Origin of the sequence: Comamonas terrigena NBRC 13299 (genome assembly GCF_006740045.1) — a bacterium.
Lineage (GTDB): Bacteria > Pseudomonadota > Gammaproteobacteria > Burkholderiales > Burkholderiaceae_C > Comamonas > Comamonas terrigena.
In genome coordinates, this window is record NZ_AP019749.1 from 556,635 (window position 1) to 574,168 (window position 17,534).

At 64.7% G+C, this 17,534-nt stretch carries 12 protein-coding genes; 7 read left to right on the forward strand and 5 right to left on the reverse strand.

The window, feature by feature from the left end:
- Nucleotides 1-2 precede the first annotated feature (2 nt).
- Both CT3_RS02570 and CT3_RS02575 read right to left on the reverse strand, forming a co-directional pair.
- Entirely contained in the window at nt 3-1,745 is a 1,743-nt protein-coding gene (locus tag CT3_RS02570; RefSeq protein ID WP_066539984.1) for a cation acetate symporter, read from the reverse strand.
- A complete protein-coding gene (locus tag CT3_RS02575; RefSeq protein ID WP_066539987.1) occupies nt 1,742-2,056 on the reverse strand; it encodes a DUF485 domain-containing protein in 315 nt (104 codons plus the stop codon). Before CT3_RS02575 ends, CT3_RS02570 begins: the two co-directional genes overlap by 4 nt.
- A gap of 311 nt (nt 2,057-2,367) precedes the next feature.
- Between CT3_RS02575 and CT3_RS02580 the strand changes: the two genes are divergently transcribed.
- The 4 genes from CT3_RS02580 to uvrA all read left to right on the forward strand — a co-directional run bounded on the left by CT3_RS02580 (nt 2,368) and on the right by uvrA (nt 11,912).
- A complete protein-coding gene (locus CT3_RS02580) occupies nt 2,368-4,056 on the forward strand; it encodes an MFS transporter (protein ID WP_066539990.1) in 1,689 nt (562 codons plus the stop codon).
- Between the two features lie 265 nt (nt 4,057-4,321).
- Nucleotides 4,322-5,353, forward strand: coding sequence for a porin (locus CT3_RS02585; RefSeq protein WP_066539993.1), 1,032 nt, complete (start codon nt 4,322-4,324; stop codon nt 5,351-5,353).
- A gap of 165 nt (nt 5,354-5,518) precedes the next feature.
- Nucleotides 5,519-5,746: a hypothetical protein gene (locus CT3_RS02590; protein WP_066539996.1), complete on the forward strand. Its 228-nt coding sequence runs from the start codon at nt 5,519-5,521 to the stop codon at nt 5,744-5,746.
- 226 nt (nt 5,747-5,972) lie between these two features.
- On the forward strand, nt 5,973-11,912 hold the full coding sequence (uvrA, locus tag CT3_RS02595; protein ID WP_066539998.1) for an excinuclease ABC subunit UvrA: 5,940 nt from the start codon (nt 5,973-5,975) through the stop codon (nt 11,910-11,912).
- Nucleotides 11,913-12,116: 204 nt separating this feature from the next.
- Here uvrA and CT3_RS02600 read toward each other — a convergent pair whose 3' ends face one another.
- Nucleotides 12,117-13,295, reverse strand: a complete 1,179-nt coding sequence (locus tag CT3_RS02600; RefSeq protein ID WP_066540000.1) for an MFS transporter — start codon at nt 13,293-13,295, stop codon at nt 12,117-12,119.
- A 130-nt stretch (nt 13,296-13,425) separates the two neighbouring features.
- Between CT3_RS02600 and CT3_RS02605 the strand changes: the two genes are divergently transcribed.
- Together CT3_RS02605 and CT3_RS02610 are read left to right on the forward strand one after the other, a co-directional pair.
- Nucleotides 13,426-14,397: a LysR family transcriptional regulator gene (locus CT3_RS02605; RefSeq protein WP_066540784.1), complete on the forward strand. Its 972-nt coding sequence runs from the start codon at nt 13,426-13,428 to the stop codon at nt 14,395-14,397.
- Nucleotides 14,398-14,458: 61 nt separating this feature from the next.
- Nucleotides 14,459-14,818 (forward strand): hypothetical protein, encoded by a 360-nt coding sequence (locus tag CT3_RS02610; RefSeq protein ID WP_066540008.1) that lies wholly within the window; start codon nt 14,459-14,461, stop codon nt 14,816-14,818.
- A 5-nt stretch (nt 14,819-14,823) separates the two neighbouring features.
- On the opposite strand, the gene CT3_RS02615 is transcribed toward CT3_RS02610, so the two are convergent.
- Entirely contained in the window at nt 14,824-15,261 is a 438-nt protein-coding gene (locus CT3_RS02615) for a polyhydroxyalkanoate granule-associated phasin (protein WP_066540011.1), read from the reverse strand.
- 307 nt (nt 15,262-15,568) lie between these two features.
- Between CT3_RS02615 and CT3_RS02620 the strand changes: the two genes are divergently transcribed.
- Entirely contained in the window at nt 15,569-16,546 is a 978-nt protein-coding gene (locus CT3_RS02620) for a Bug family tripartite tricarboxylate transporter substrate binding protein (RefSeq protein ID WP_066540013.1), read from the forward strand.
- A 162-nt stretch (nt 16,547-16,708) separates the two neighbouring features.
- On the opposite strand, the gene CT3_RS02625 is transcribed toward CT3_RS02620, so the two are convergent.
- Nucleotides 16,709-17,503, reverse strand: coding sequence for an HAD-IIB family hydrolase (locus CT3_RS02625; protein ID WP_066540016.1), 795 nt, complete (start codon nt 17,501-17,503; stop codon nt 16,709-16,711).
- Nucleotides 17,504-17,534 lie beyond the last annotated feature (31 nt).

Below are 17,534 nucleotides of genomic sequence, written 5' to 3' on the forward strand. Positions count from 1 at the left end.
GCTTAGTGGCCCGATGCGCCCGATGCGCCGAACCCGGTTTCCGAACGCACTTGCTGGGCTTCGAAAGCCGCACGTTCCTTGTCCGCTTGGCCGCTCTTGTCGAGCACCGAGAACAGCCATACGCCCACGAAACCGATGGTCATCGAGAACAGGGCGGGCGACGTGTAGGGGAACCAGGCCGAGCCGGGAGGGTTGCCGAACGTGGCTTCCCAGACCGAGGGCGACACGATGGTCAGGCCCACGGAGGAGACCAGACCCAGGAAGCCGCCAATGACGGCGCCCTTGGTGGTACAGCCCTTCCACAGCACCGACAGCAGCAGCACGGGGAAGTTGGCCGATGCCGCAATCGCGAAGGCCAGGGCCACCATGAAGGCGACGTTCTGCTTCTCGAACACAATGCCCAGCAGCACCGCGATGACGCCCAGTGTCAGCGTCGTCAGGCGGGAAACGCGCAGTTCCGACGCGCTGTCGGCCTTGCCGTTCTTGAACACGGTGGCGTACAGGTCGTGCGACACGGCAGAGGCGCCCGACAGCGTCAGACCCGCCACCACGGCCAGGATGGTGGCAAAGGCCACGGCAGAGATGAAGCCGTAGAACACATCGCCGCCCACGCTCTTGGCCACCAGCACGGCCGCCATATTGGCCGTGCCAGCGCCGCCCTTGATGACGCCCTTGACGGTGTCGGCCATCTCGGGGTTGGTCAGCACCATGGTGATGGCGCCAAAGCCGATGATGAAGATCAGGATGTAGAAGTAGCCGATCCACACCGTGGCCCAGCCCACGGACTTGCGTGCTTCCTTGGCGTCCGGCACCGTGAAGAAGCGCATCAGGATGTGGGGCAGGCCGAGCGTGCCGAACATCAGCGCCATGCCGAAGCTGATGGCCGAGATGGGGTCCTTGATGAAGCCGCCGGGGCCCATGATGGACAGGCCCAGCTTGGCCGCCACATCGGGCTCCTTGCCGCCGGCTTCTGCAATCGCGGTCTTCACCTTCACGCCTTCGGCGAACAGCGTTTCAAAGCTGAAGCCGTACTTGGACATGATCATGAAGCCCATGAAGGTCACGCCGGCCAGCAGCATGCAGGCCTTGATGATCTGCACCCAGGTGGTGGCGGTCATGCCGCCGAACAGCACATAGACCATCATCAGCACACCCACCAGCACCACGGCGATCCAGTAGTCCAGGCCGAACAGCAGCTTGATCAGCTGGCCCGCACCCACCATCTGGGCGATCAGGTAGAAAGCCACCACCACCAGGGTGCCGCTGGCGGCGAACATGCGGAAAGGACCTTGGGCAAAACGGTAGCCGGCCACGTCGGCAAAGGTGAACTTGCCCAGGTTGCGCAGGCGTTCGGCCAGCAGGAAGGTCAGAATGGGCCAGCCCACCAGGAAACCGATGGAGTAGATCAGGCCGTCGTAGCCGCTGATCATGACCTGGGCGGAAATGCCCAGGAACGATGCGGCAGACATGTAGTCCCCCGCAATCGCCAGGCCGTTCTGAAAGCCGGTGATGCCGCCGCCAGCGGTGTAGAAATCGGCGGCAGAGCGGGTCTTGGAGGCGGCCCACTTGGTGATCCACAGGGTGCCGGCCACAAAGGCCACAAAAAGAACGATGGCGGTCCAGTTGGTGGCTTGCTTGGCGGTGTCGCCAATGTCGCCACCGGCGGCCAGGGCAGAGCCCGTCGCCGAGAGCATGAGAGAGGTCGCCAGCGTGGTTGCCAGCGTGCGTTGCAGGGAGCTCTTCATTTTGACTGGGCGTCCTTCAGGATTTGCTGGGTCAGCTGGTCGAACTCGTTGTTCGCGCGGCGGATATAGAACAGCGTGATGGCCACGGTGAACACGATCACAAACAGGGCAATGGGAATGCCCAGGGTGGTCACGCCGGAGCTGCTCAGTGGCTGGGCCAGAAATTCCTTGTCGAATGCAATCAGCGCCACATAGCCGTAATAGACGAGCAGCATCAGCACAGTCAGCACCAACCCCAGGCGATTGCGCTTGCTGCGCAACTCCAGATATTTCGGGTTGCGCTGGATTTTGGTGACCACGGTATCGGTCATGAGTTATGTCTCCTGCGGTTTGTTTCTGCGCCGCAATAGGCATAAATGCTCACTGCGACACCGCAGACGATTCTGGGTAGTACTACTGACCTTGCACTTACGGCAGTGCAACATAAACCGCAGGGTTTGCCCTTGGATTTTCACATCAAGAAAACAAGCCCTAGGGTTGTCACCAAAGCTGTAAGAACCGGTTCAGTTCGGCGTCAATCTCTGTAAGAATCACGTCAGAGCGGTGTCAATCTGCTGATGGATAGTGAATTTACGTGCCTGTCGCCAAGGCTCGTTACATATTCATACATCAGGAGACAAACATGGCCATTAACGCAGCAAAGGGCGTCGGCGCGCAGGGGGCGGGCACAGCCCGGCCCATGACGCCCGAAGAGCGCAAAGTGATTTTCGCGTCGTCACTCGGAACCGTTTTCGAGTGGTACGACTTCTACCTGTACGGTTCGCTGGCAGCCATCATTGCCAAGCAGTTCTTCAGCGGGCTGGATGCCGGATCGGCCTTCATCTTTGCGCTGCTGGCCTTTGCTGCCGGCTTCATCGTGCGCCCCTTCGGCGCGCTGGTGTTCGGCCGCCTGGGCGACATGATCGGTCGCAAGTACACCTTCCTGGTGACCATCCTGATCATGGGTGTGTCCACCTTCATCGTGGGTATCCTGCCCAACTACGCAGCCATCGGCGTGGCGGCACCGGTCATCCTGATCGTGCTGCGCATGCTGCAAGGTCTGGCACTGGGCGGTGAGTACGGCGGTGCTGCCACCTATGTGGCCGAGCATGCACCGCACGGCAAGCGCGGCGCCTATACCGCCTGGATCCAGACCACGGCCACGATCGGTCTGTTCCTGTCGCTGATCGTGATCCTGGGGGTGCGTACCACCGTGGGTGAAGAAGCCTTCCAAGACTGGGGCTGGCGCATTCCGTTCCTGGTGTCGCTGGTGCTGCTGGGCATTTCGGTGTGGATCCGTATGCAGCTGTCCGAGTCGCCCGCCTTCCAGAAGATGAAGGCCGAAGGCAAGGTCTCCAAGGCCCCCCTGTCCGAAGCCTTTGGCCAGTGGAAGAACCTGAAGGTCGTGATCCTGGCCCTGGTGGGCCTGACCGCCGGCCAGGCCGTGGTGTGGTACACCGGCCAGTTCTATGCCCTGTTCTTCCTGACGCAGCAGCTGAAGGTCGATGCCGTGACGGCCAACCTGATGATCGCTGCCGCGCTGCTGCTGGGCACGCCTTTCTTCGTGGTCTTCGGCACGCTGTCGGACAAGATCGGCCGCAAGCCCATCATCATGATGGGTTGCGTGCTGGCCGTAGTGACCTACTTCCCGGCCTTCAAGATGCTCACCGAAGCCGCCAACCCGGCGCTGGCCGCCGCACAGGCCGCCAACAAGGTGGTGATCGTGGCAGACCCGGCCGAGTGCTCGTTCCAGTTCAACCCCACCGGCACGACCAAGTTCACCAGCTCCTGCGACGTGGCCAAGCAAGCGCTGTCCAACCGTTCGGTGAGCTATGAAAGCGAAGTCGCTCCGGCAGGTACGCCGGCCGTGATCAAGATCGGCAGCCACACCATCCCCAGCTACTCGCTCAAGGGCCTGAGCCCCGATGAACTGAAGGCCAAGGGCGCCGAGTTCAACAAGGCCGTGAGCGAAACACTGAAGAACGACGGCTACCCCGAGAAGGCTGACCCCGCCAAGATGAACAAGGTCATGATGATCGTGATCCTGTTCTATCTGGTGCTGCTGGTGACCATGGTCTATGGCCCCATCGCTGCCATCCTGGTGGAGATGTTCCCCACCCGCATCCGCTACACCTCGATGAGCCTGCCCTACCACATCGGCAATGGCTGGTTCGGCGGCCTGCTGCCCACCATGTCTTTCGCCATCGTGGCGCAGACCGGCAATATGTACAACGGCCTGTGGTACCCCATCATCATCGCCGGTGCGACGGCCGTGATCGGTACCCTGTTCCTGCGTGAAACCAAGGACGTGGACATCTACGCCGAAGACTGAAAACGCACCATTTGGGCGCAAGCCTGAATGAATCTGCACCCCGATGGCGCAAGCCGTCGGGGTTTGATTTTTGTGGCTGGTGCATGCTGGTGCGCGGTGTTGTTGCAAAACATCAGATGCCGCTTTTGCGCCCAGCTGGCAAGGGTTTTGGGCGACATGCCACCTACAATTTGTCTACCTAGCAGCCGTCAGAAGCAAGGCATAGCGCCTCAAGCCTTCGGCCCCGCTGGCACCAACGAACTGAAACCATCCACAAGGAAATCCAATGAAGATCCAACGTCTGATGCTGGCCGTTCTGGCCGTGTGCGGTACCTCGGCTGCTCTGGCTCAAAGCAGTGTGTCCATCTATGGTCGTTTGAACACCTCGATCGAACGCCAGAAGATCGGTGATCAAAGCACCACCGGCATGTTCAACAACGCTTCGCGTATCGGTTTCAAGGGCGTGGAAGATCTGGGCGGCGGCCTGAAGGCTGGTTTCCAGCTGGAAGCCGGTTTTGGCTCGGATGATGGCTCCGGCCCCCTGAACTTCAAGCGCCAAAGCGAACTGAACCTGTCGGGCAACTTCGGTATGCTGCGCCTGGGTCGCTGGACTGCAGAGTCCAACTACGCGGTGGCTGACTACGGTGTGCTGGACGAGCCCAACCACGACACCGGCTTCTTCTCGGACCAGCTGTACAGCTACCTGATGCGTGATGACAACAAGATTGCATACCGCACACCAGTGCTGGGTGGCTTCACCCTGGAAGGTGCAATGTCCTTCCACGAAAAGGCTGATGGCATCAATGCCACCGGCCCCTACGCCAACAAGAACGCTTATGACGTTGCTGCCAATTGGGAAAGCGGTCCGCTGGCTTTGGGTGCTGGCTACACCAAGCTGGGCGATGCCAAGCAGTATGGTCTGCGTGCCCACTACACGATCGGCGACTTCCAAATCGGCGGCTACTACCAGCGCTCGGACAATGTCGGCTTTGACAGCGGCATCACTGGCACTGGCGGCTTTGGTGCACTCGGCGATTTCGGCAAGCGCAATCTGTTCCGCCTGACCGGTGGCTACACCTTCGGTGCTTCGCAAATTGCCGTGGGCTACGGCCACGCCGGCAACATCGGCGGTCGTGATGACACCGGTGCCAGCCAATTCATCCTGGGCTACAACTACAACCTGAGCAAGCGCACCAAGGTGTACGCTGCCTACACCAAGATCAACAACAAGGACAACGCCACCTACGGTGGTGTGGGCACGGCTGGGGCTGGCAAAAATGCCTCCAGCTTCGGCGTCGGCGTCCGCCACAACTTCTAATCACCGGGCAGCGTAAGCTGCTTGCAATCCAAGGCTGTTTCAATCGGCCTTGGTCTGCTTCAAGGTGCAGGCCCTGCGTTGGCAACAACGCAGGGCCTTTTTCTTGGTCCAGAGCCCGCCGGCCATTGCGCCATTGTTGGTACACAAGATGATTGGAGACAAAGCATGTGGAAGATTGTTGTGGGTTTTGTGGTGTTTGCCGCAGTGAGCCTGTTCGTGATCATGAAGGCCGGTGACAAGGTGGATATGAGCGGCGAAAAGCACGGTGCCGATGCCGTGCATGTGCCAGAGCCTGCCCCTGCAGCGCCTGCCGCACCGGCCGCAGAAGCGCCTGCCGCCGCACCGGCTGCCGAGGCACCGGCGGCGCCCGCAGCACCGGCCGAAGCCAAGTAAGGCCCACACAGCCGATGAGGGCGTCGCATGCGCCTGCTGCCAAGCCCCTGTCGCAACGCAGGGGCTTTTTTGTTGCTTGGGGCCGGAGGAGGGGATGCCTCATCGCGATTTGTGCAGCATGCAAGCGCAGAGGCTGCTCCTGTTTGAAGAGCGACGACCCGGAATGCGGGAGGGATGCGGTACAGGTGCCTAGAATGTTCGGCCTCCTTCCGAAAAGTACACCGCAATGACCCAGGGCCAGATCCGCATCCGTGGCGCACGCCAGCACAACCTGCAAAACGTTGACCTCGACATCCGCACCGGTGAATTGACGGTGGTGACCGGCCCCAGCGGCTCGGGCAAGTCCAGCCTGGTGTTCGACACGCTGTTTGCCGAAGGGCAGCGCCGCTACGTCGAGACCTTCAGTGCCTATGCGCGCCAGTTTCTGGACCGCATGGACAAGCCCGCCGTGGACCGGGTGGAAGGCGTGCCGCCCGCGATTGCCATCGATCAGACCAATCCGGTGCGCAACTCGCGCTCCACGGTGGGCACGATGACGGAGCTGAATGACCACCTGAAGCTGCTGTTCGCCCGCGCTGCGCATTTGTTCGACCGCGCCACCGGCCTGCCGGTGCAGCACGACACGGCAGAGACGATCTACGCCGCGTTGCAGCAGCGCTGCGAGGCCGCAGGCGACCCGCGCATTGCGCTGACTTTCCCGGTGGAACTGCCGGCCAATACCTCGGCCGAAGAAGTGGAGCAGTGGCTGTCTGCCAGCGGCTTCACCAAGGTGCAGGCCGAGCGCGAGGTGGAGCGCGCACACGCTGCAGCGGACGTGCCGGCCAAGGGCAAGAAGGCCAAGGCCGTGGCCCCCGAAAAAATCAAGGTGCTGGACGTGGTGGCCGACCGCTTTCGCACCAGCCGTGTGGAACGTGCCCGGGCCATGGAGGCCATCGAGGTGGCGCTCAAGCGCGGCAGCGGGCGCCTGACGGTGTATGTGATGCCGGAAGAGGGCGAGCATTACCTGTGGAAGTTCTCCGAAGGCCTGCATTGCCCGGAAAGCAATCTGAGCTACACGGCACCCATGCCTTCGCTGTTTTCGTTCAACTCGGCCGTGGGCGCGTGCGACAGCTGCCGCGGCTTTGGACGGGTGATCGGCGTGGACTGGGGACTGGTGATTCCCAATGACAAGCTCACGTTGCGCACCGGTGCCATCAAGGCCATCCAGACGCCGGCCTGGAAAGAGATCCAGGACGATCTGATGCGCCATGCCGAGGCCGAAGGCATTCCGCGCGATATCGCCTGGAGCAAGCTCACGGCTGAGCAGAAGCACTGGGTGATCGACGGCTCGCCCCAGTGGAACGGCAAGTGGAACCAGACCTGGTACGGCATACGCCGTTTCTTCGAGTACCTGGAAACCAAGGCCTACAAGATGCACATCCGCGTGCTGCTGTCCAAGTACCGCAGCTACACGGAATGCCCGGCCTGCCAGGGCGCGCGGCTCAAGACCGAAAGCCTGCTGTGGCGCATCGGCGGCAAGCCGCAGGCCGATGCGGTGCTGCCGGCCGAACAGCGTTTCATGCCGGTGGGCGTGGACTGGTCGCCCGCACAGCTGCAGGCCCTGCCGGGATTGAACCTGCACGACCTGATGCGCCTGCCCATCACCCGGCTGAGCCAGTTCTTTGACAGCCTGAAACTCACGGACCAGATGGGCCTGGCCGAAGGCGAGCTGCAGGCGCTGAAGCTGCTGAACGAGGAAATCGGCACCCGCCTGCGCTACCTGGTGGATGTGGGCATCGGCTATCTCACCTTGGACCGCCAGAGCCGCACGCTCAGCGGCGGCGAGGTGCAGCGCATCAACCTGACCACGGCCCTGGGCACTTCGCTGGTGAACACGCTGTTTGTGCTGGACGAGCCCAGCATCGGTCTGCATCCGCGCGACATGGAGCGCATCACCCAGGCCATGCACCGCCTGCGCGATGCCGGCAACACGCTGGTGGTGGTGGAGCACGACCCGGCGGTGATGTTCGCCGCCGACCGCGTGATCGACATGGGTCCCGGCCCCGGTGCCAAGGGAGGCCACATCGTGTTCGACGGCACGCCCGAAGAACTGAAGCGGGCCGACACCCTGACCGGTGCCTACCTGGGCGGCCGCAAGCAGGTGGGTTTCGGCATCAAGCGCATGGTGACCGAATCCACGCCGCGCCTGATTCTGGAAGGCGCACGCGAACACAATCTGCAGAACCTGAACGTGGACTTCCCGCTGCAGCGCCTGGTGACGGTGACCGGTGTGTCCGGATCCGGCAAGTCCACGCTGATCCAGGACATTCTGGCGCCTGCGCTGATGCGCCACTTCGGCAAGCCCACCGACAGCCCGGGCGCGCACGACCGCCTGCTGGGGGCTGATCACCTGGCCGATGTGGTGTTCGTGGACCAGTCCCCCATCGGCAAGACGGCCCGCTCCAATCCGGTGAGCTATGTCGGTGCCTGGGACAGCATCCGCGAGCTGTTCGCGCTGACGCCGCTGTCGCAGCAACGCAGCTACAACGCGGCCAAGTTCAGCTTCAACAGTGGCGACGGGCGTTGCCCCACCTGCGGCGGATCGGGCTTCGAGCATGTGGAGATGCAGTTCCTGTCGGACGTGTACCTGCGCTGCCCGGACTGCAACGGCAGCCGCTACCGGTCCGAGATTCTGGAAATCACGCTGGAGCGCGGTGGCCGCTCTCTGAGCGTGGCCGATGTGCTGGAGCTGACCGTGGCCGAGGCGGCCTTGCTGTTCAGCCAGGATGCGGACGTGATCCGCGCGCTGCAGCCCATCGTCGATGTGGGCCTGGAATACGTGAAGCTGGGCCAGCCCGTACCCACGCTGTCCGGGGGCGAGGCGCAGCGCCTGAAACTGGCGGGCTTCCTGGCCGAAGCCGCGCGGACGGCATCCAAGTCCAAACAGAAGCTGGCACGCAAGGGCACACTGTTCCTGTTCGACGAGCCCACCACCGGGCTGCACTTCGAGGACATTGCCAAGCTGATGCGCGCGCTGCGCAAGCTGCTGGAAGCCGGCAACAGCCTGATCGTCATCGAACACAATCTGGACGTGATCCGGGCCAGCGACTGGCTGATCGACCTGGGGCCGGAAGGCGGCGATGGCGGTGGCCAGATCGTGGCCCAGGGCACGCCCGAAGAGGTGCGCCAGGTCAAGACCTCGCACACCGCCCAGGCGCTGCGCGAGTACGACCAGGCCATGGGGGTGGGCGGCCAGCGCGTGGAAGAAGTGGCGCCCATGCTCACCAAGACCGAGCGCTCCAAGCGGGCCGCAACGGCTTCGGCCTCCGTAGCCAAGAATGCCATCGAGATCGTCAATGCCAAGGAACACAACCTGAAGAACCTGAGCGTGGATATTCCGCGCGGCAAGTTCAATGTGGTGACCGGGGTGTCGGGTTCGGGCAAGTCCACGCTGGCGTTCGACATCCTGTTCAACGAAGGCCAGCGCCGCTACCTGGAGTCGCTGAACGCCTATGCACGCTCCATCGTGCAGCCGGCGGGCCGGCCCGAGGTGGATGCGGTCTGGGGCATTCCGCCCACCGTGGCCATCGAGCAGCGCCTGTCGCGCGGCGGGCGCAAGTCCACCGTGGGGACGACCACCGAGGTCTGGCATTTCCTGCGCCTGCTCTACGTGAAGCTGGGCACCCAGCACTGCGTGCACGATGGCGCTGCGGTGGAGCCGCAAACGCCCGAACGCATCGCTGCACAGCTGCTGGGCCATTTCAAGGGCCAGCACATCGGCCTGCTGGCGCCGCTGGTGATTGCGCGCAAGGGCGTGTACACCGAGCTGGCCGACTGGGCGCGCCCCAAGGGCTATACGCACCTGCGGGTGGATGGCGCGTTTCTGCCGACCACCGGCTTTCCGCGCCTGGACCGCTTCAAGGAGCACACCATCGAGCTGCCGGTGGCCAGCGTCAAGGTCACGGCCGCCAACGAGGCGGCGCTGCGCACGCAGCTGGCCAAAACGCTGGAGATCGGCAAGGGCGTGGTGCATGTGCTGTCGGGCATCGACAACCTGGAAACGGCGATTGCCGCCGCCGACCAGGGCAAGGGCGTTGGCACACTGCAGGTGTTCTCCACCCAGCGTGCCTGCCCGATCTGCGCCACCAGCTATGCCGAGCTGGATCCGCGTCTGTTCAGCTACAACAGCAAGCACGGCTGGTGCCCGGACTGTGTGGGTACGGGGGTCAAGCTGACCAAGGAACAGCGCAAGGTCTACGACGACAGCACCTTGGCCGAAGACAACCGCGGCCGCGAACTGACGTTTGATGGCCAGGAGGTGGAAGACCTGCAGGAAACCACCTGCCCTACCTGCAAGGGCACGCGCCTGAACCCCACGGCCCGGGCCGTGCTGTTCCACGGGCTGTCGGTAACGGCGCTGGGCCAGATGTCGGTGACCAGTCTGCGCGAGTGGTTCCAGGCGCTGCAGCCCACGGGCCGCGAGGCCGATATCGCCCGCGATCTGCTGCCCGAAATCCTGGGCCGCCTCGAATTCCTGGAAGAGGTGGGGCTGGGCTATCTGACGCTGGACCGCGGCGCCCCCACGCTGAGCGGTGGCGAGGCGCAGCGCATCCGCCTGGCCGCCCAGCTGGGCAGCAATCTGCAAGGCGTGTGCTATGTGCTGGACGAACCCACCATCGGCCTGCATGCCCGCGACAACCACATCCTGCTGAACGCCCTGCACAAGCTGGGCGACAAGGGCAACACCCTGGTGGTGGTGGAGCACGATGAAGACACCATCCGCCGCGCCGACCATGTGATCGATATCGGCCCCAGCGCCGGCAAGCGCGGTGGCGAACTGGTGGCCCAGGGCACACCGGCCGACATCATGGCGGCCGCCAATTCGCAGACGGGCCGCTATCTGCTGCACGCCATGCGCCACCCCTGCCAGGCCCGCCGGCCGGTGTTGGGCATGGTGGATGCCGCCACGCTCTACACCGGGGCCGCTGCTGCGCCCGCTGACGGCGCGAAGCCCAAGAAGCGGACCAAGAAGCAGATCGCAGCCGATGCGGCCGCGGCGCTGCAGGCCGCCAGTGCCGAGGCCAATGCCCAGCTGGGGCAGCCGGTGTCCACGACCGGCCCGCTGCACTGGCTGACGGTGGCGGGTGCCCAGCTGCACAATCTGCAAGAGGTGGAGGCCAGCGTGCCGCTGAAGCGCCTGGTGGCAGTGACAGGGGTGTCCGGATCCGGCAAGTCCACGCTGGCGCGCGATGTGCTGCTGGCCAATGTGGCCACGCTGGTGGCACAGAATTCCACCCGGGCCGGCCGCGAAGAGATGGAGGCGGGCAAACGCATCAAGCTGGTGGGCGCCAAAACCGTGACCGGTACCGAGGTCATCGACCGCGTGCTGGAAGTGGACCAGACGCCCATCGGCAAGACGCCACGTTCCTGCCCGGCCACCTACATCGGCTTCTGGGACACCATCCGCAAGCTGTTTGCCGACACGTTGGAAGCCAAGGCGCGCGGCTATGGGGCCGGGCGCTTCAGCTTCAACACCGGCGAAGGCCGCTGCCCGGCGTGCGAGGGCCAGGGCATGCGCACCATCGAGATGAGCTTTCTGCCGGATGTGAAAGTGCCGTGCGAAACCTGCCACGGCGCGCGTTTCAACGTCGAGACACTGGCCGTGACTTGGCGTGGCAAGAGCATTGGCGACGTGCTGCAGATGGAAGTGGATGAGGCCGTGGCCTTCTTTGCCTCCATGCCCAACATCGCCCATCCGCTGCAACTGCTCAAGGATGTGGGCCTGGGCTATCTGACGCTGGGCCAGCCTTCCCCCACGCTCTCTGGGGGCGAAGCCCAGCGCATCAAGCTGGTGACCGAGCTGACCAAGGTGCGCGACGACGTCACCAAGCGTGGCAACAAGGCGCCGCACACGCTGTATGTGCTGGACGAACCTACGGTGGGCCTGCACATGGCCGACGTGGACAAGCTGATCCGGGTGCTGCACCGCCTGGTGGATGCCGGCCACAGCGTGGTGGTGATCGAGCACGACCTGGATGTGATTGCCGAAGCCGACTGGATCATCGACCTGGGCCCCGAAGGCGGCACCGGCGGCGGCCAGATCGTGGCCGCGGGCACGCCGGAAGACCTGGTCAAGGCCGGAACCCACACCGGCAAGGCCTTGGCGCCGGTGCTGGCGCGGACCTGAGAAAAGCCCAATGGCCTGCCGACCCTACAGGACGCGGCAGGCCAAGGGGGCTCCTTCCGGCAAGGGTTACGCGATGGTGTGCCGGTGGGCACCCTGGCGTGTGGCGGTGTGGGGCGCCAGACCAGGCCTTATGCCAGGGGGCTTCCCACTGTGGCCGGTCATGCCCAGGAACGGTGCACGACCGGCGATTCCCTGGGGGCGATGTCAGTGGCCCACCACGGCCACGGGCATGGCGCCGGCCGTGGATGGCAGACGCTGGCTCCAGCCCACCAGGAGCAGTCCCACCACGGTGAGCGCGGCCGCAGACCAGCCCAGGGACAGCAGGCCGATGCCCGACAGCACCAGGCCGCCCACCCAGGCGCCCAGGGCATTGCCCAGGTTGAAGGCGGCAATGTTTAGGCTGGACGCCAGGTTGGCACCTTGCGCGCCGGCCTGCTGCAGCACGCGCATCTGCATGGGGGCCACGGTGGCAAAGGCCACCGTACCCAGCAGCACCACATAAACCATGGCCACGGCGCTGTGGCCAAAGGCCCAGCGGCCGGCGGCCAGCACCACGGCCAGCGTGGCAATGCTCAGCACCAGGGCGCGCATCACGCCGCGGTCGGCCAGCTTGCCGCCCAGCAGGTTGCCGGCGGCCAGACCGGCTCCAAACAGCAGCAGCGTCAGTGCCACCAGGCTGCCGTCCATGTGGGTGATCTGCGTGAGCAGCGGCTCGATATAGGTGTAGAGCGCAAACACACCGGCAAAGCCGAACACGGTGATGCCCAGACCCAGCCAGACCTGGGGATTGCGCAGCACGGCCAGTTCCTGTTGCAGCGGTGGCACGACAGGGCGGCCTTGGTCACGCGGCACGAACGCCACCAGAATGGCGAAAGCCACCACGCCAATTGCGGCCACGGCGGCGAAGGCCATGCGCCAGCCAAAGTGCTGGCCGATCCAGGCGCCGGCAGGCACCCCCAGCAGGGTAGCCAATGTCAGGCCCGAGAACATCAGCGCAATGGCCGAGGCCTTTTTTTCCGCTGGCACCAGGCCGGTGGCCACCACGGCGCCCACGCCAAAGAAGGTGCCATGGGTCAGCGAGGTCAGCACGCGCGCAGCCATCAGCGACAGGTAGTTGGGGGCGATGACGGCGGCCAGGTTGCCGGCGATGAAGATCAGCATCAGCCCCAGCAGCAGGCGTTTGCGCGGCCAGTGGCGGGTCAGCAGGGTGAGCACCGGGGCGCCCACCGCCACGCCCACGGCGTAGCCCGAGATCAGGGTGCCGGCCCTGGGGATGCTGATGCCCAGGTCGCTGCTGACCTGGGTGAGCAGACCCATGATGATGAATTCCGTGGTGCCAATGCCAAAGGCACCGGCGGCCAGGGCCAGAAGAGAGAGCGGCATGGAAATTGTCCTGTGAAACATGGAAAACGGTAGGGGGGTGACTGTGCGCGTTGTCGCTTCCTTTGTGTAGGTGGAATAATGGAAATGCATTTGTGCCTGTGTGGAATAAATAACCCCGCGATTGCCTGCCATGCCTGATACCGCCCGTTTGTCGCCGCTGGTTGCTCCTGGCAGCGAGGTCAACCGTTCCGGCGAGCTGGAAGTGCTGGTGCTGGTGGCCGAGCAGGGCAGCCTGTCGGCCGCGGCGCGCTTGCTGGGGGTGTCGCCTTCGGCGGTCAGCAAGACCATGTCGCGGCTGGAGGCCCGGCTGGGGGTGCAGCTGCTGCAGCGCAGTACCCGGCGTGTCCAGCTGACGGCGGAGGGGGCGCAACTGGTGGAGCGCGGCAAGCGCCTGCTGGCCGATCTGAACGAGCTGGAAGCCGCCGTGGCCGCCCGCAGTGCCCCCCAGGGGGTGGTGCGCATCAGCGCCAGCTCCGCAACCGGCCAGCGCCTGCTGGTGCCGCTGGTGGCGCCGTTGCTGGAGGCGCACCCCGGCATTCGCCTGGAACTGCTCTTCACCGACCAGGTGGTGGACCTGGTGGAAGACAGCATCGACATTGCGATCCGCTGGGGCCAGCTGCCTCCTTCCGACATGGTGGCGCGGCGTCTGGGCGCCACGCTGCAGGTAATTGTCGGGGCGCCGGACTATCTGGCACGCCATGGCGTGCCGCTCCACCCGGATGAACTGTCTGCCCACCGGCGACTGGGCTGGACCTACCAGCGTGCCGTTCCGCACTGGCCGTTCCTGGTGGACGGCCGGCGGGTGGCGGTGGAGATCGGGGATGTGCTGCGGGTGAACGACGGCGATGTGCTGCGCAGCCTGGCGGTGCAAGGCGCCGGGCTGGCACGGCTGTCCCTGTTCCATGCCTGGGAGGATCTGCAGGCCGGCCACCTGCAGGTGGTGCTGGAAGACTTCAACACCGGCGATCTGGAACCCATCCATGCGGTCTACCCTGGCAAGCCGGACCGCCTGCCGCCGCGCACGCGAGCGGTGCTGGATTTTCTGCAGGCCCGGGTGGAGCTGCGCCACGCGGCGCAGCTGCCGCCGCCCTGGCGGGCGTAAACCGTTTTGCAGCACCTGCGGCGCATGCACGCGGGCTGTCCAGGCGACAATCCCGCCCACCATGACCGCCCCTGAACAGCGCACCATCTACCTGCAGCCTGCCGCACCGCCCAAGCCGGCCATGGGTGCAGCGTGCAATGGCTGTGGATTGTGCTGTCTGGCCGAGCCCTGTCCGCTGGGCATCTGGGTGTCACGCCGCCGCACCGGGGCCTGCAAGGCCCTGCAGTGGGACGAAGCGGGGCAGCACTACCGCTGCGGCATGGTGAGCGATCCGGGCGCGGTGCTGGGCTGGCAGCAGCCCTGGGCCGTGCGCCTGGTGGCCCGGCTGGCGCAGCGCTGGATTGCGGCGGGCGCGGGCTGTGACGCCGATTGGGAAGCGCAGAAGGCACAGGAGACGCAAGAGGCGCCGCCGCGCCGGTAACGTGCTCAGCTGCGCTTGCGCGGCTTGCCCACCAGGGGCGTGCGAGCCAGTCGCCGGGCGTTGCTGCTGGCTTTGCGTTCAATGGGCGTCAGCGCGGCATTCACCACCTTGGCAACCGGTGCGCTGCTGCGCTCGGTCAGCTTCCACATCGCCCAGGGCGAGCCACCCAGCATGCCCCCGGACAGCGCTGTCTGCCAGGTGGACCAGGCCATGCTCCACGGGCCTTGCAGCATGGCATTCCAGGCGGCCCACCATGACTGGGCAAACGCCATCTGCTTCTCCAGCACCATGCCGGCAAACTCTTTCTGGTCCCGCGCACTGGGCACCGGCCCGGCCAGGGCCATGCGCGCCAGGCGGTGCGCCACCACCTGGGGAGCAGCAATGCCCAGATCGAGGACTTTTTGTTGCGCCTGGACGGTGGCGCGGCGAGAAGCGGATGCCATGGGAATCACCTCCTGAAACTAGCCTAGCACGCAGCGGCGGAGCTGCCGTGCATGGCCGTGGGGAATGTCGGGAATGGGGGCTGCACGGGAATGCGCAGGCACAGAGAGAACAGCGAGCACCCTGCCCACCATAAAGCGGGCGCCGCCGCCGCGGGTTGACGCCTAGGCGACGCCTTCTAGGGGATTGCCCGCAATGGCGGCACACTGGCGCAGTTCTACATTTGAAATGTCATTTCTTAATAAGAAAAATGACATTGCCGCCATCCGCAGGGACAGCGGCCGGCCACCCGATACGAGAGACAGAGACATGGCATTCACTTTCCGCACGCTCACCTTGGGCGCAATCGCTGCCGCAGCCGCCTGCAGCACCGGCTTGGCACTGGCGCAAGACCCGGCCCAGTGGCCCACCAAGCCCATCAAGCTGACCGTGCCCTACACACCGGGTGGATCGACCGACATCGTCAGCCGCACGGTGTTCGATGCCGTCAGCAAGAAACTGGGCCAGCCCGTGATCGTGGAAAACCGCCCAGGTGCCAACAGCACCATCGGGGTGACGCAGCTGGCCCGCGCCCCCGCAGACGGCTACAGTTTTGTGAGCGTGCTGGCCGCTTACACGGTGAACATGTCGCTGTACAAAAAGCTGCCTTACAAGCCCACAGACTTCGTCGCCGTGAGCCACATGGCCGATCTGCCGATGTTCCTGTTTGCCGCCAACAAGCTGCCGGTGAAGAGCGCCAAGGAGCTGGCCGAGTATGGCAAGACCCACCCGCTGAACTACGCCTCCAGCGGCACCGGCGCCAGCGCCCACATGATCGGCGCGCGCTTCACCCAGGAAAACGGCCTGAACGCCCAGCATGTGCCCTACAACGGCAGCGCCCCGATTCTGTCCGACCTGATTAGCGGTCAGGTGGATGTGCTGTTTGACCCTGCGCTGGTGCCCATGCCGCATGCCAAGAGCGGCAAGATCAAGGTGCTGGCCGTGGCGTCCAAGCAGCGCTGGCCCGGTGAGCCGAATGTGCCCACGATGGAGGAGTCGGGCTTTCCCGGCTTTGTGATGAATTCCTGGGTGGGCCTGCTGGCCCCCAAGGGCACGCCCCAGCCCATCGTCGACAAGCTGTCCAGGACCATCGCCGATGCCGTGCAGTCGCCCGAGGTGAAGAACAAGCTGGAGCAACTGGGCTTTGGCGCCGTCGGCAGCACGCCCGCGCAGTTCCAGGCCCTGATCGACAAGGATACGGCCATGTACAAGAAGGTGATCGAGACCGCCAAGGTCAGCATCGATTGACGCTGGAAGCACAGCACTGAACCGGGGCATCCTCCGGACGGTACAAGGCCGGAGCGCCGCAACAAAAAAGCCCGCAGACCTGGTGCCGCGGGCTTTTCTGTTGGAAGTCACTGAGACGGCGCCGGAGGGCTGTGCCGGCCGCTCTTCCCGCACCAGCGCTGTCTATGCCGCCAGGATGTGGTCGGCCAGCTGCACAAAACCGTCGCCGCGCTCGGCAGCGGTCACATAGCGCGGCAGGTGGTGCAGCTGCGGCACGAAGCGCGCGATATTGGCCACGCCCACGGACAGCGGAACGTTCTGGAACATCAGCTGGTCGTTGGTGGAGTCGCCGATGTAGATCCACTGGCCCAGCGTGGCGTCCAGATCGATGTCGAACAGCTCGCGCACGATCCAGCGCGCACCTTCCAGCTTGTTGTGTGCGCCGAACCAGCCATTGATGTGGATGGAGCTGACGGTGGCGTTCATGCCGGCCGCCTTCATGATCTGCACGCACTGGTCGATCTGCGCCTGCGGCATATGGGTGAACTCGCTGTGGTCCACGGCGATATCGCATTCACGGCCCATGGAATCGGTGGCACGGCTGGCACCGGGCACCGTGGACTCGATCTGGCTCAGCACTTCCTGCATGCGCGCAAAGTTGTGGGCCCGGCTGTCTTCGTCCTGCTGGTAGAGCTTGTCCAGCCCGCCCTGGCCGTTGCGGCGCAGCGCCACGGCACCGTTCTCGGCCACGATGGCATCCACCGGCCAGGCCGATGCAAATGGCACGCTCCAGCCCACGGGGCGGCCGGTGATGGGCACCACCTTCAGGCCGGCAGCCTTGAGGCGGGCGATGGCCGCCACCACATGGGCAGGCACCACGCCCTCGGTGGTCAGGGTGTCATCGATATCGGTCAGCACGCCCAGCACGTTCGCGGGAACCGGCAGTGCAGACAAGGGTTGCAGAAATTCTTGGCTCACAGTTCTATCCAAATAAGCCAGCCCGCATCTG